Origin of the sequence: Shewanella sp. UCD-KL12, from assembly GCF_001957125.1 — a bacterium.
Taxonomy (GTDB): Bacteria; Pseudomonadota; Gammaproteobacteria; order Enterobacterales; family Shewanellaceae; genus Shewanella.
Map to the genome: position 1 here is coordinate 297267 of NZ_MPHJ01000002.1, position 14719 is coordinate 311985.

General features: G+C 42.1%; 14 protein-coding genes. 7 read left to right on the forward strand and 7 right to left on the reverse strand.

Going from position 1 to position 14719, the window contains the following annotated elements; genetic code table 11:
- Positions 1-102: 102 nt before the first annotated feature.
- From BM736_RS07405 to BM736_RS07415, 3 genes are read right to left on the reverse strand one after another with little or no spacing between them, the layout of a single operon-like run.
- Positions 103-1347 carry a sensor histidine kinase KdpD gene (locus tag BM736_RS07405; RefSeq protein ID WP_076410445.1) on the reverse strand — a complete coding sequence of 415 codons (1245 nt, stop codon included), beginning with the start codon at positions 1345-1347 and terminating at the stop codon, positions 103-105.
- Positions 1334-2008 (reverse strand): response regulator transcription factor, encoded by a 675-nt coding sequence (locus BM736_RS07410; RefSeq protein WP_076410446.1) that lies wholly within the window; start codon positions 2006-2008, stop codon positions 1334-1336. Before BM736_RS07410 ends, BM736_RS07405 begins: the two co-directional genes overlap by 14 nt.
- A gap of 7 nt (positions 2009-2015) precedes the next feature.
- Entirely contained in the window at positions 2016-3218 is a 1203-nt protein-coding gene (locus tag BM736_RS07415; RefSeq protein WP_076410448.1) for a serine hydrolase, read from the reverse strand.
- Between the two features lie 204 nt (positions 3219-3422).
- Between BM736_RS07415 and BM736_RS07420 the strand changes: the two genes are divergently transcribed.
- Entirely contained in the window at positions 3423-3644 is a 222-nt protein-coding gene (locus tag BM736_RS07420; protein WP_076410449.1) for a hypothetical protein, read from the forward strand.
- A gap of 196 nt (positions 3645-3840) precedes the next feature.
- On the opposite strand, the gene BM736_RS07425 is transcribed toward BM736_RS07420, so the two are convergent.
- Positions 3841-4626, reverse strand: coding sequence for a hypothetical protein (locus tag BM736_RS07425; RefSeq protein ID WP_076410451.1), 786 nt, complete (start codon positions 4624-4626; stop codon positions 3841-3843).
- Positions 4627-5015: 389 nt separating this feature from the next.
- Between BM736_RS07425 and BM736_RS07430 the strand changes: the two genes are divergently transcribed.
- Positions 5016-5264: a DUF3297 family protein gene (locus tag BM736_RS07430; protein WP_076410453.1), complete on the forward strand. Its 249-nt coding sequence runs from the start codon at positions 5016-5018 to the stop codon at positions 5262-5264.
- Positions 5265-5741: 477 nt separating this feature from the next.
- Here the strand turns inward: BM736_RS07430 and BM736_RS07435 are convergent, their stop codons facing one another.
- The gene (locus BM736_RS07435; RefSeq protein WP_076410455.1) at positions 5742-6656 is read right to left on the reverse strand and encodes a LysR family transcriptional regulator; all 915 of its coding nucleotides are present in this window, start codon (positions 6654-6656) and stop codon (positions 5742-5744) included.
- A 116-nt stretch (positions 6657-6772) separates the two neighbouring features.
- Here BM736_RS07435 and BM736_RS07440 point away from each other — a divergent pair, with 116 nt between their 5' ends.
- The 3 genes from BM736_RS07440 (at position 6773) to BM736_RS07450 (ending at position 9739) form a co-directional block, all read left to right on the forward strand.
- Positions 6773-7489 carry a CPBP family intramembrane glutamic endopeptidase gene (locus BM736_RS07440; RefSeq protein WP_076410457.1) on the forward strand — a complete coding sequence of 239 codons (717 nt, stop codon included), beginning with the start codon at positions 6773-6775 and terminating at the stop codon, positions 7487-7489.
- A 92-nt stretch (positions 7490-7581) separates the two neighbouring features.
- Positions 7582-8430 carry an HDOD domain-containing protein gene (locus BM736_RS07445; protein WP_076410459.1) on the forward strand — a complete coding sequence of 283 codons (849 nt, stop codon included), beginning with the start codon at positions 7582-7584 and terminating at the stop codon, positions 8428-8430.
- Positions 8431-8665: 235 nt separating this feature from the next.
- The gene (locus BM736_RS07450) at positions 8666-9739 is read left to right on the forward strand and encodes a DUF3083 family protein (RefSeq protein ID WP_076410461.1); all 1074 of its coding nucleotides are present in this window, start codon (positions 8666-8668) and stop codon (positions 9737-9739) included.
- Positions 9740-9764: 25 nt separating this feature from the next.
- Here the strand turns inward: BM736_RS07450 and BM736_RS07455 are convergent, their stop codons facing one another.
- Positions 9765-11450 carry a phosphoethanolamine transferase gene (locus tag BM736_RS07455; RefSeq protein ID WP_076410462.1) on the reverse strand — a complete coding sequence of 562 codons (1686 nt, stop codon included), beginning with the start codon at positions 11448-11450 and terminating at the stop codon, positions 9765-9767.
- Positions 11451-11812: 362 nt separating this feature from the next.
- On the opposite strand from BM736_RS07455, the gene BM736_RS07460 reads away from it, so the two are divergent.
- The gene (locus BM736_RS07460) at positions 11813-12241 is read left to right on the forward strand and encodes a ribosome recycling factor family protein (RefSeq protein ID WP_076410463.1); all 429 of its coding nucleotides are present in this window, start codon (positions 11813-11815) and stop codon (positions 12239-12241) included.
- A gap of 142 nt (positions 12242-12383) precedes the next feature.
- Here the strand turns inward: BM736_RS07460 and BM736_RS07465 are convergent, their stop codons facing one another.
- Complete coding sequence (locus BM736_RS07465) at positions 12384-12647, reverse strand: hypothetical protein (protein WP_076410465.1); 264 nt, start codon at positions 12645-12647, stop codon at positions 12384-12386.
- A 337-nt stretch (positions 12648-12984) separates the two neighbouring features.
- Between BM736_RS07465 and BM736_RS07470 the strand changes: the two genes are divergently transcribed.
- On the forward strand, positions 12985-14625 hold the full coding sequence (locus tag BM736_RS07470) for an ATP-binding protein (RefSeq protein ID WP_076410467.1): 1641 nt from the start codon (positions 12985-12987) through the stop codon (positions 14623-14625).
- Positions 14626-14719: the final 94 nt, after the last annotated feature.

A 14719-nucleotide genomic window follows, 5' to 3' on the forward strand; every position in this document is an offset into this window, starting at 1 on the left:
ACATCTCGACAGGGCATTTTATTCACTCTGATTTATCACTCGCTTTCACACTTTTAGCGAGTTAGCTGAGCATCGAGCACTACAGTTGTGAAAGCTTCTGAGTCACCGCTCATTCACTGGCTGACTAAAAGACAAAGTCGCGCTGAAATGATTGTTCGTCACCTCAGTTGTAAAGTGATGAGAAAATCTCTCTGCAAGATTTTTTATCAGCGTAAGCCCGAGGTTAAAATGTTGCTGCTTACTGAGCTCATGTTCTAACTCATTGGCGATGGCATTGGTAAACGTTATCCCATGCTGCTCAATTGTGATGTTGAGGCCGAGTGCTCCCTCGCAGTGTAAGCCATGATGAATGGCGTTGTTTATCAAATTGAAGAATATAAGTTCTATTACCTCCTCAGGTATAGATGCTGAAGTTGGGTATTGAGCAGTATTCTCTAGGCTTATATCTAGCTTATGAAGAGTTGAAAGTGCTTTTGATTCTAGTATTACCTTATCAAGTACTTTATTTATGTTCGATTTTGCTTGAAATTGATCTTTCGAGGTGAGCCATAGCAGGGCATTGCTGATCCGCTTTATGCGTGCCAGAGATCTGACTAAGCGTTGCATTGATGCTTGCTGATATAGCGCTGGCTGATTGACCTCGATTAACTCAAGGGAGTGGTCCATTACTTGTAGAGGTGTTCTGATCTCATGGCTCATACCTTGATTAAATGCTGTTTGCTCTTCGATGAGCTGGGCCTGTTTTGTGAGTGCTTGCTCTAATTGCTCCGCAATGGCTTTAATGTCTGCTTCTTCAATATCAATCAGCTGCTCAGAAGATGAGGTTCCTTGCTCGCTTCTTAATTGAAAGTGTTGGCTTAACCGGTGAAAAGGCTTTAAAGCATGACTTGATATGGACTTGGCAATGAATACAGACGCTGCGATACAGGGGATAAACAGTAAGAACAAGATGAGAAGAATATCTTTAGCACCACGCTTAACCACAAACTGCTCGGTTACATTCATCAACAGTAAGCCGTCTGAGATTTTCATATAGTGGTAATGCTCTTTGCCATAACTAAACTCCCCAAATGGCTCATCAGTATCTATGCCTAACAAGGGGTTATTGTTCGAGGTGCTGAAACCGAATGCAGTTAAGTCGGCGACCTTGTTGATATGGGGCGGCAAGGTGTCTGTTTGCTGTAATTGATTATCGGCATACTGAAGCTGGTGGTTAAACATGGCGTCTTCTAGCGAGTAGGCGATGAAAAAGGTCACCAATGAGAACAGTATAAACAGACAGAAAGTCAGTAGGGTGACTGTTTTAGTGACTCTTGTTGATAATGTGGCCGCGCTAAATAATCTCAAAGCGGTATCCTATGCCTTTTACTGTTGTGATAAAACTTTGGCCGAAATGCTGTTCGAACTGCTTTCTCAACTTGTAGATATGGGCCCTTAAGGGATCGCTGTCGGGCGTATCTTCCCCCCACAATACTTTATGTAGATGTTTGGTTTTAACCACTTCTGGCGCATGCTTTACAAGTTCAGCGACAATATCAAAGCCGACTTGATGTAGCTGTAACTCATGGTTTGTATAGCGAAAAACAAGGCTGTCTTGGTTGAGTTCAACACCATTAAAAGAGATGGAGGCTGAAGCGGGTTGGCTATTTTTGGCTAAATTTGCTGTGATACGAGCAGAGAGCTCAGCAAACGAAAACGGCTTAACCAGGTAATCCCAAGCGCCTGATTCAAAGCCTTTTAAAATATCATCGGTAGCGCCTCTGGCCGACATCATTATTACAGGCAGCTTAGCGAGTCGGTCCTGGAGTAATGAACGGCAAATATCGAAGCCATCAACAAAGGGTAAATTAATATCAAGCAGTACCAAATCATAATGGTGTTTATCTAAATGGTGCATTGCCTGTTTTCCGTTATAGGCAAAGTCGAGCTGATAACCTTGTGGGGTTAAAAACTCGGCTATTCCTTGGGCGATATCAATATCATCTTCTACGATCAATATATTTGCCATTTGCACCTTACTTATGAGCCTCAATTATTTTATATACTTCTGGTTTTAGCCACTTTTCGAGTGCTATCCAGCCATTTTCAATCTGCATCATCACCACGACTTGCAGGTCGTTGACTGGATCTGCCCAAAAAAGGGTTCCGCCTTTACCAGCCCAGAAAAAGCTTCCTTTTCCTTGCGCCTTGCCTGGCTTCTCTTTAATGCCAAGTCCATAACCGAAGCCTGCATCTTGGTATACTTTTGGTAAAAAATGAGTATCTAAACCTGTGGTTTTCGAGCTTAACATTGTTTCTACTAATTGCTGTGATAAAACTCGGTGACCATTGAACTTGCCTTTTTGTTGTAGCATAGCGAGAAAATTACTGTAATCCGATGCTGTTGATACTAACCCGCCTCCGCCAGACATCAGCACTGGTCGCTCTAGGTATTCACTGTCATCGCCTGCCTCGCTTAAGTCTATGTCCCCATGACCGTATTGGTAAGCTTGTTCAAATTTGCTGATATCATATTCATACATATCAACTAAGCGAGACTGTTTATTTTTAGGTACATAAAAACCTGTGTCTTTCATGTTTAACGGCATGAAAATATGCGTTTTTAAGTAGTGGTCTAAGGGCATATTGGCCACACTCTCTATGATGGCTCCCTGGATATCGCTGGCAATACTGTATCTAAATTGATTTCCTGGTTGAAACCTCAAGTCTATGCCAGACAGGTCATCGACTAGGTCCGCTAAGGTGTTGCTGCGACTTAATGGGTTAGCGAGCAAATATCGAATACTGACCCAACTTTTAAAGCCTCCGCCATAGCCAAACCCTGCGGTATGTGCCAGTAGTTGATGTACGGTGACTATCTGCTGCTCACCTTCAAAAGTAAAAGGCTCAAAGTTGGGCAGGTATTTACGGATATCATCATTGAGTGACACTTTTCCTTGCTCAACGAGCTGAAGTAACGCCACCGCCGTGATAGGTTTACTCATAGAGTAGATACGAAAAATTGAGTCGTGCTGCATTGGGCGGTTTTGTTCTACGTTAACCTTACCGTAGGCGCGGTAATGGAGTGTTTCATCGCCTTTTTTTATTAAAACGACAGCGCCAGGGAGGTTATGCTCATTAATGAATGAGGTGAACTTACTTGAAAACTCTTCGTTTGCTAGTGTGCTACTTGAGAATAAATAGAGACTCAATAGCAACTGAAAGGGCTTGTTCATCATCTTGGGTTAACCTTATTAATTGAATTTCTAATAGGATAAATCCGGTGATGTAAACCCAATGTAAATTGGAACGATGGCGTCAATGGTTGTGTAATATCCGAGTTAACCTGTGGCAGTACCTCACTACTTATTAATTTGAGTTGCGGGTGCTTGAACGTCAATTTTAGTTATGAAGGAAGAAAGATGAGAAAAGGAATTTTTTAAATGGATAGCTTTGTGAAATGGACAGTTTTGTTAACTATATTATGTTTCATGCCAGGGGTTACTTATGGCGCTACGCAAGATGAGCTGATTGTTGGCAAGTGGACTATTATCGATAAGTCTTCAGATACGACAACTGTAAATGGCCAATATGAAAAAGCGACTTGGCTATATTCTTATCATTTTAAAACAGATGGTCACGTTGTCATCACGGACGAAGAATAAAGCAAAGGGCCTTTTGCATATCGTATCGAAGGCAGTACACTTTTTATTACCAAGTATGGTCTTGTTGCGACTTGGGATATCGTCGAAGTGTCTAACACTCTTTTGGCAATCAAGTCACCATTTTATATAACCCGTTTCAAACGAGATGATGAGTAGCAAAGTTAAAGGGTTAGCCATACTAGCCAAGTTATTGTGCTTATTCCCAAGTTTGCTTTATCAGCTCAATGAAGTTATCCCTCATGGTGTCGCTGAGGGGGAAGTTAAAATCCTGCTTATCGACTAAGGTGGTTGTGGCTTTTGAATCATCAAACTTGTTAACTGTGATATGGTCATTGGCTCTTGCGATGCCGTCATACTGGCCAAATAGTTTGGCTGCTAGTGGTTTGGGAATATTGTGATTGGTAAAATCTGATGTGATGTAGTTATGATAATCATTAGGGTCTTCATCTAATGAGCGATAGGTTGCTAGCTCAATATACCCTTGCTGGACTTTCATCCAAGATTGATTCTTCCCCTGTTTATAGCCCACTTCAACCTTATCTGGCGCTGTGACTATGTTTGATGTGACAAACATAAACTCCCTGTCTTCTAAGTAGAGACTGATGTGGTAGTAGCTGTGATGTTCATAGAAGCCGTCTACTGCACTTTCGAGTTGAGGGAGCGCATATTCAAAGGAGATATGGGCATTAGATTTATCAAAGCCATAATCATGAAAATAGCATGTCACACGTTCAAATTCTGGCGTCTCTCGGCACAGGGTGTCGATAAGCTCCTGAGTTAAGCCTAGGGCGAGTGCTGCTTGGTTAAAGCCTGCAGAGATAGTGAGTTTAGCTTCGTCGATGGCTTTTTCTCTGCCTTGCTCGCGAACTTTTTCGAAACCATCTTCTAAATGCTCATCTCGTTCAGGGTTGGAGTCGGTGTTACTTGCGTTTGCGATAGGAGCTAACACTAGAGTCAAGCATAAGGACAATAACTGCTGCATTATTTCTCCAATAAGGTTCGGTTTCATCAAACTGGTTAACAAGGTGCTTTTTATCTTTTGCTGCGCTTATTATCATAAAGTGGCGTTATGAATATGGTTAGGGCGACCGCATTTATGCAAAACTTTTCTTAGCACCGCTTGGGTGAGGGCAGATTTACATCTGCTCTGGGTAAAGGTTTTAGCATAAAGGCGTTAAACCGAGATTAACGGGCTCGTAATCGGCATTGCGAGCGATAAGGCAAGCAGGCTAAAAAGGGGGATTTGCAGTCATTAGGACAATTTTGAGCGTATTGGCTAGGGATTATGATTGCTGAGCTTGAGCATGATGGCGCTATTGCCTACAATAGCGCACGATTATTTATTATATTTTTACACTACAGGCCACGACCATGACCGATACAAGTTCACAACCAGCCTTACCCGATCGCCTTTCCGTCAACCCTCGTAGCCCACATCATGTGGAAGCTATTTTCGAGCATGACATAGGCATCACGCTTAACGGTAAAGAACGTTTTGATGTTGAAGAGTACTGCATCAGCGAAGGCTGGGTAAAGATCCCTTCACCTAAAGCATTGGACCGTCGTGGACAGCCACTTTTGGTGACTCTGAAAGGTACTGTTGAAGCGTTTTATAAGTAAACACGCTTGATTGATTAAAAGCGATAGCGGTGCATCACCGTTAACGTTTGTGAAAACGCCCTTTATCATGGCGCTGCTAATTTGTATTAGTAGTACCTTGAAAAGGGCGTTTTTTGTTTTCAGCCCTAAACCACTGGCTTCAGAAGGTGGTTATCATCCATAGGCTTTGCCTGAAGTCGTTAATAGAGCCTTTTTATGCCGAACTTTGTGCAGAGGTTTAGTGAATAGTGCAGTGCAAGCTTCTAAATCAGGGATGATTTAGTAGAGCCTATAGGGATATATCAACGGCGACTTGCAGGTGCACAGTAACTAAAGCTCCCTTATAGGGAGTCATTTTAAAGCCACCTCCTTCAGAAGGTGGATTGTTTATATCTGGGGCAGTTTATCGGAGCGTATTGTCACAGTAGGCATAGCGAACACTGAACATGCTTTCATACTCATGAGGGGATATCGCAATCGGTATTACTTTCTTTGGTCTCACCAGTGTTTTCGTTTCGAGAGAAAGAAATCAATAAAAGCGCGAACCTTAGGCTGCTCAAGCTTAACTTGGTGATAATAGATATAGAGATCGACGGAGGAATACCAATATTCCTCTAAGACAGGTACTAGCTCTTGATTGGCGACATAGGATTTTATATCTAAGTTATCAACGAGTGCGTTGATTAATCCAAGCCCTTGAACGGCGAGCTTTGAATGTCCGGCAACAGATTTTATCGGTGCATTGAGTAAAACATACTCCATTTCACTTTGCTGGCTGTTGGCGGTCTTATTAACGACTAGCGCATTACTCGGTTGTTGATGTGGGTGACTGATCATCTGGTGCTTGGCGAGTTCGTCCGGTGTATTTGGTGTGCCGAACTTTGCCAAGTAGTCAGGCGCTGCAAAAATACCAAGCTTTGCCTGCCAGAGTAGTCGTTGTTTCAGGTTCGGGTATTTTATGCCTAAGTAATCTGATATCCCCCAATAAATATCATGATGATCTTCATCGACATCAATAATGTTTTCTTTCATATCAATCATGAGTTCAATATCAGGATAGAGGCGATGAAACTCTGCTAACCAGGGAAAAATGGTTTCATCATAAGTTTGTATATCTTGAGCTATCACTTTTAGGGTGCCAGTAAATTTCCCCTCTCGTGACTCAAGCCAATGGGACAAGGAGTCATGTTGCTGAAGTATTTTTTGCGCTCGAATTAGAAACTCGTCACCAAACTGGGTTAATTTGATTTTGCGGGTGCTGCGTTCAAACAAAGGGGCACCCAGGCGCTTTTCAAGTTGTGATACCTGCTTGCTTATCGCCATCGGTGTTTGTTTTTGGGCGTTTGCAGCTAAGGTAAAACTGCGGTGTTTGGCCACCAAAATAAAGGCGGTGAGGGTTTCTGTTTTGAACATAATAGCCAAGTTTGTAAACTTTTAGTTTATCTAGCTTATACCTGTAAACCATTTTTCTGTAGCTATATTCTCTATACAGTATTCTTTAATCGCAACAGCATGCACGGAGAGGAATTATGGATTACTTGGAATATCTACTATTGGGTTATTTAATCATTTGGCCCATATACATCTATTTCACCCATGAAAAAGAACAGCAAAGTGTTATCGCACAGCCTGAAAAACGATTAGCTGTTTACCGCCTTACTATGCTTCAGTTGTGGGTGCCCGTACTGCTCTTGATGATACTGGTTTTTCAGGAGCATATTTCGATGAGGGATATCGGCTTGCAGTGGCATTGGGGACTGGCTAACCAAATTGCTATGTTAGGGCTAGTATTGGTAACTGGGTATTTTTTTCTATCGCTCAAACAGCTCAGTGAAAGCCCAGAAAACCATCAAGCTATACGCAAACAGCTCGCTCATATTCAGTGGTTAATGCCGACAACACGTAAAGAGTCCGGTTACTTTATCTTTGGTGTTTCTATCACTGCGGGTATCTGTGAAGAGTTGTTGTTCAGGGGCTATTTAATGAATATGTTAGCCGAGTATATGCCCATGTATGGTGCGGTCATCGTCTCGAGTCTGGCCTTTGGATTACCGCATCTTTATCAAGGGGCGATACATATTCTGAGAACAGCGCTTATGGGAGTGGTAATGGCGTTGATTTATCTGGCGACAGATTCGATCATCATTCCTATTGTATTACACGCAGTGATTGATATGTACAGCGGCGCATTGGCTTACCTAGTTTACAGAGCGCAGCCCAGTGATGTGTTTGTTGAAAATACTTGATGGCTACATTCGCACTACGAACATTTATTGCATTGAACAAATCAACTCGTTAACTATTATTAGTACTACCCTTTCAGGATAAGTTGATTCGAATGCCAAACTCTCCTCTCGATTACGCTAAGCAAGCGCAAGAGCTGTGTGTGCTTTCTGATGTTTATATGACGCTTAATAAAATGCTATCTAGCGATGGTTGCAGTATGGAGGAGTTAGCTGATGCTATTGCCTATGAGCCCGCTATCGCCGCATCGATTTTAAAAATTGCTAATAGCGCCATGTTCAGCATGCCAAGAGAGGTAGATAGTCTCTCTAAAGCCTTAGTTTTACTGGGCATTCAACAGGTTAAAAAACTGGTTAATGCCTATGGCATTACAGCGGCATTTTCTAGCATAGATCCTAAAGTGGCTGATATGGACAAGTTCTGGGAGATAAGTGTCGATTGCGCTTTGATCTGTCAGTACTTTGCAAAGAGCAAAAGGGTTCCTGATACCGATAACATCTTTCTTTCTGGTTTATTTCATAATCTGGGCATGCTGGCCATTGTTCACAGTGAGCCCGGCAAAGTGAGCTATTGTGAGGACTATAATAGTGACGATACACCATGGGAGCGGCAGAGTGAGATGTTTGGTTTTACCTTTGCAGATTGTACGACTGAGCTATTAAAGTTGTGGAACTTGCCGGAGACTATTATACAGCCTATCTCAGATTTCAACTCTCCTGCACTTGGCCAGTTACCTGCTAACTCAAAACTACTTTATATGGCTTCCCGCTTAGCCGTAATTAATGCAGAACCTGGGATGTTTACTAAGGAAGCACTCATTAATCAGGCGGTGTTGGTAGAGCTGGATATTAGCTTAGATGAGATCAACGAGTCGCTTGAGTATTGTAATTTACAAGCGATGGAGCTTTTAGCGACTTTTCCTATACAAGGTAAGAACCGTTAGCCTTGAGGCTCATTGTTAAGGCTTTCGCCGATATATATTTTATCATGCTGCAGAAAGACTGTATGAGTCACAAACTTGAGTTTTTTGCATGAAGATTTTAATAAATAAATCATATTCGTAGCGTATTATGTTGAGAATATGTTTGCCAAAGTGCTTTTTTAATCGCTTGCCGTAACAGTTTATCGTTAGCATTGGCATCAAGCTACATATGGTTCACTTATCACAAGGAATATTTATGTCCCGTAGCCATCAGCAAAAAGTGTACATACCCAAGGATGTTCGCAGTAACCAATTCATTACAGCAGAGATCAAAGTTACCGATGCTTTGCTAGCGCATTATCCTGATTTTAAAACATGTTATCAGACCCTTAGCCGCTTAATCTTCCAGCTTGGAGTGCAAGAGGAGCTATATAACATACATGTGATAACTAACGATAAGTTACCTGTGGTGCGTTTTCATACCGAAGCGTATTGTTTCCCTACGGCTGAGCAGATCGTGCTGTTCTATAATCCTGATTACCATGAAGCACAACGCCTTCATAGTCAGGATGATTACCGAGCGCGAAAAATCAGAATTGTATGCTTAGCGACTGGCGAAGATATCCGTGCTAACTCAGCTAACTTCCATATTAAGGTGCAGTCGTTCCTTGCTAAGCTGATGCCACAGTTACCGGAAACTGATCTCACTGTAAAAATTCGTGATCATCAACACCTCTCTTATGATCTTTTTGCCAAAGCTAAAGGTAACAAAGAGAGCTATGGATATAAGCTCCGTTCAATCAGTGAAAGGTACCGAGCAAGAACTTGTCAGCTTCCTGAAGGGCACGGTTCATTATGTTATGTCACGGTAAAACTGCCTTTAAGCCGTAAGCTTAAGCAAGGTCTGCTACCTGAGAATACTGATGATTTTACGCCAATGTATCAGAAGCTAGAAGACGCGTTTATTCAAGCTGCATCAGCTAAACAACTTAACCGAATTGCTATGGTTGCGAATGGCTTAACGCCGCTTGTACGTAACAGTAAATACGACCAAGTTGATGGTACTGATGAAGTACAAATGCTCGGCTTTGACCCTAATATAGACGAGCAGCAGTTTATCAGTCACTGGAATGGTGATCGCTTAGTTGAAACGGTCAGTTTCACTATCGCTGCGGCAGAAAGTGATAGTAAAGAGGGTGGACTTGGGCGCTATTTGAATCGAGTGGAGGAAGCACTAAAGAGCTTTACTTCGGAACTCGAGTTAGACCGAGCCCGTGAAGATCTTATTGTGCGTTTCCATCAGCATATTAGTTACCACTCAGTTAAATAGTTAAGCTCTCACCTTAATGTGGCACCTATCTAACGGTGCCACTTTCCTCATTGTTCGCTAGCCTCATGTGCTCTTGATCTCTTGGAGTCATACAGCTTGAGAATATATCCAGATTTTTATCGTATGGGCTGGTGGCAACATTTAAAACACCTAGCATACTGTGGAAAATATTATCGTGGCTAAAGGTATTGTTTTTAGCCTGAGTTCGAAGGCAGGCGGTATCTATGTATGGGCTTCGTTGCTCTGGAAACCAAGCTAAAAGCGGGATGTGTGTCTGCTCTTGTGGGGCAAAGGCATAGGGGAAACCGTGTAGATAGGCGCCGGACTCACCGAGAGACTCACCATGATCTGAGACGTAGAGCATAGATGGCTGAACATCTTTTGGTAGAGTGTCTAAGCTCTCGATCACTTTAGACAGTACCAAATCGGTATAAGCGATTGTATTATCATAGGTATTGACCAGAGACTCTGAAGAGCAGTTTTGTATATCACTTCTTTGGCAATCGTCTTTAAAGGGACGAGTTTCACTGGGGTAACGCCTGTAATAGGTCGGCCCGTGAGAGCCAATCATATGGAGTACGATAAAGGTGGTTGGAGCGGTGAGGTTTGCAAGCTTCTTCTGCAGTGGCTCTATCAGCACCTCATCGAAACAGTATTCACCATCACAAAGTGGGTTATCAGATTTCACATCGATATTGATGGTAGGCACACGTTCACATACACCTTTGCAGCCGTTGTTATCTATCCAAAGTACATCGACTCCGGCAAGGGAGACTAAATCCATTAAATTCTGTTCATATTCAGCGTCATTCTTATCAAAGTTACTTCTGGTCAAGGCTGAAAACATACAGGGCACAGAAACGGCTGTCGCCGTTCCGCATGAAAACATATTTTCAAACGAGATGAGACCGTATTTTTCCGTGGCCTTGTTTGTTGGCTTGTCATAACCGTTGTAACTGAAGTTTTGGGCTCTGGCGGTTTCACCTAATACCATGACAATCACTTTCTTCTGAGTCTCATCATTACTGAGCAGGCTCGGGGCGTTGTCTAAAGTCTTAAAGCTTCTTGGAGCGGTAAAATATTGATCTTTGGTGTACTTAACACTGTCTACTAGATATTGAAAAGGGATAGATGATTTTTGTAGCTGCCTATGATTACGCCCTACAGAGGCGTAGTTTGGGTAAAAGATCGCGGCAATGATCAGTATGGACAGTATAGAGGTTGCCATGAGCTTTATTCTTGATACCAAAGATTTTAGCGTGGTGGATTGCTTCACTCTAACCAGTTGAATAAAGGCTGCAGGTAAAGCGCCTGTCACGAAAAAGAAGGCTACAAGATGCCAGTTAAGATAAGACAATACTTCGGCCGTATAGGTTTCAGCTGAGTTTTGGATCATTCCGTAATCGAATATGACGCCATAGCTTACCTTGGCATAAAACACCAATGAGGAGATGAGCGTTAAACTTATCAGGCAAGGCTTTAGAATCGGTCTCGCTGAAAACAAGCAGAACAGCAAGGTACACAAGTTAAATGCCAATATGGGAACTGTGGCAAGAAATAGCAGATTATAGTTATCTAAGGCCAGTACGGTTCTTGTTACCTCTTGTAGAAACGGGAAGTTAAATACCAGAGTAAAGTAGAGTGCGACTAACAGGATGAGTTGATTTGTGCTCAATTGGCATATTGAGAAACGTTTAAATGAAGGTGACATGAATTAAAGCCTTACGATAGCGAGCTGTAGTGATCTATTTTTGAAGCTCATCCCTAAGCACAAAAAGGATATCACCCGCATGAGCACTGGGGTGTAAGCAAGTGAAAGCCTTAAGTAAGCGTTTGTAAGCGCCTGGTCAGGGAAATGTTGGCGAGCTAAATTTGAGGATGTTTAGGTGTAGGCTTGTGATTTTTAGGGGGCAGACATCGTCGTAGGCACAGTTGGAGAGATTGTGAAGATTAGGGGATATTTTTATTGATATGCACTGGCTCTTGGGGTCAAATAAATATAGTGCTTCTAAATATACCAACCACAGTAATGACCTCCTGTTAAGAGCCTTCTGTTAAGAAACGAATGTAGCCATGAATGAAAAGATCACCATCTCACTCCCTTCGCTTATTCATCGCATAGGCAGAGAAGAGGTCAACCAAGCCAAAGCAATAGCATTACAGTATCAGTGCGAGCTAAAGCGTGTCCGACGCTCTAGAAACTGGGGGCTTACTGGTGAAGCTATCAATATCCAATCTTTTGCTGCTTCTCTCAGAACAAAGGATGCAGCAGGCAGTGAGCTGAAAACTGAGCGAGTGAAAAATATTACTGGTTTTAGTTACCTTATTAAAAAAATAGCAACCGCTTTGCTAGGACATGCTGACAAGTTAGAGCCTTTAGAGGTGAAGTTGGTACGGTTAATTGCAGAAACCCCTAATATTACCTTGGCTGAATTGGTACACATTACAGATTGCACGTTAGCCCAGGCTAGAACTGCTCGTTCTCAAGATGATGCTTGGTGATAAAGCGATATTATCATTGTTGAAAAACGGTCAGTGTTAGAGGTTAAGGCTGGTAGATGGCAGGTAAAGAGCCAGCTAATTAGGGGGGAATAATAGCGCCACTAGAGTTATGGCGCTATATCAGCTGTTTGATTGAGCAGATTTAATGCTGAGATTGACCTGTTGCTGTGCAGTAAAGAGTGCCTGAGTATTGGTCAAAACTAATTCGAGTTCGAATACTTGTCACATCTGAATATTTCGCCCTAAGTTGGCTAGCTGCTTTGTCGCAGACTTGGTTATGATCGGCTGGTACACTTTGTGATGCAGTCACAGATACAGTTCGCCACCAGTCTCCAGCAGTTGCAACACCTGCAAATAGGGTAGAAGCGCATAATATTGTCGTTGCAACCAGTCTAATGTTTTTCATTTTTATTCCTTTAAGTTTATGAGTTTTGTATTTGTTTTAAAAACAGTTACTCCTAGCGGTACTCCTTTACCCCCTAGTCGTAAATAACCTACACGCTAAATGACAGCGTTGTCAACGCTGGTTGAAAATCATCCATCTCAATCTATTCAAAGTGCAATAATAGGGCGTTTTATCAGTAACTGAATTTCTTACCTATGGGATGAGAGCTATGTCTGCTGTATCTAACTAAAACCTGCAAAGATATCAGGCAATTTTGAAAAGTTTCATTCTCCGTATTCTATGGCTATATTTCATTGATGGACTAAGCAACTCTCAAGCTCTGCAAACATGGACAGCTATGTCATTCTTTCAGAATAAACTACGGTTTCAGATCATCGTCCCGCTATCGCTTATTATGCTTGTTATGTTAGTGGTACTCAGCTTTTCTATTCCTAAACTTGTTGAGAAAAATGCTGAGCAACATGCAATACACACTGCGATTAACTCGTTAAAACAACTAAAAATATTACGAGCCTACTATACCAATAACGTGGTTAAGAAAGTACAAGACCATGGCGTATTAAACCCTGCGATTAAGCACAAAGGTGAGCCTGATAAAATTCCACTTCCAGCGACGATGATCCATGACTTGAGCCAACTGTTTGATGAAGATAATCGTAAGCTGAATTTATATAGCGCTTACCCTTTTCCTAATCGCCAACATATTGAGCTTGATGATTTTCAGCAAAAAGCTTGGTCGCAGCTTATTGATAATCCGAACCAAATTGTGAGTGAGCTCAATACCAATGATAGCCTCACGGTACTCAGAGTCGCTATCTCTGATCCAATGCAAGTTCAAGCTTGTGTTGATTGCCATAATAGCCATCCATTAACGCCTAAAGCTGACTGGAAACTCGGTGATGTACGCGGCGTTTTAGAGATGAGTGTCGATATTTCATCTCAGCTGGCTTTAGCCAATACGTTAAGTTTTTGGATAATTTCATGCTTACTTATTGCTTCTATATTACTGATTGTGCTGTTTTATTTTCTAACCGGAAAGATAACCGAACAAGTCAGTAATATCTCCGAAGGCATGGTTGAGCTTGGAAAGGGTAATTATGAAACAGAGATACCGCAAAACTTTACTACCCAAGAAACCCATCAGATGTACACAGCATTTCAACTGTTCAAAACGGCATTGTTAGAGCGTCAATCTCTTGAAAAGCAACAGCAGGTGTTTGAAACTGAAAAGGTGAACTCACTAGGGCGAATGGTGGCCAGTATTGCCCATGATGTGAATACACCAATAGGCATTAGTGTTACAGCAACCAGTTTTTTGCAAGACGAGATTGAAATCTTAGCTAATAAGCTTGCTTCAGGGGAGTTAGATGAAGAGGATTTTGAGCACTTTTTAGATTCAAGTCGCAGTTCACTAACGATTTTAAGCCGCAACTTATCCTCCGCGTCCGAGCTCATTAGCAGCTTTAAGCAAGTGTCGGTTGATCAGATGAGTGAGCATGCTAGGGAGGTGTTGTTATCTGAATACTTTAAAGAGGTCATTCATAGCATGTTGCCTAAAACTAAGAGGGCAAATGTGACAGTGGCGCTAGATTGTGTTGAGGATCGTAGCTGCTATATTTATCCAGGTTTCTTATCTCAAGTACTCACGAACTTAATAGCCAACTCCATTATTCACGGTTTCGCTGAAAAGCAGAGTGGTCAGATCAATATCACGGTATCGGCGCAGGAAAGTGAAATTAGCATACAGTACCGTGACGATGGTAATGGTATTAGCGAGGATATTTTACCTAAGGTGATGGATCCCTTTTTTACCACTAAACGAGATGAAGGCGGCAGTGGACTGGGCTTAAGCATTATCCATAATATTGTCACTCAAAAACTCAAGGGTGAGATAAAGCTCAGTAGTAGTGTTGGCAAGGGGCTAACCGTTGATATCTCTTTTCCTCTATTGAATCAAACCATTCAACAAGAAGATTAAGTAGGGTCATTGTTAATTTTTAATGGATTCCGGCTAAAAGCAAACCGGAATGACCTTGAGGAAAGCATACCAGAATGACTGTGAGGAAAGAGTA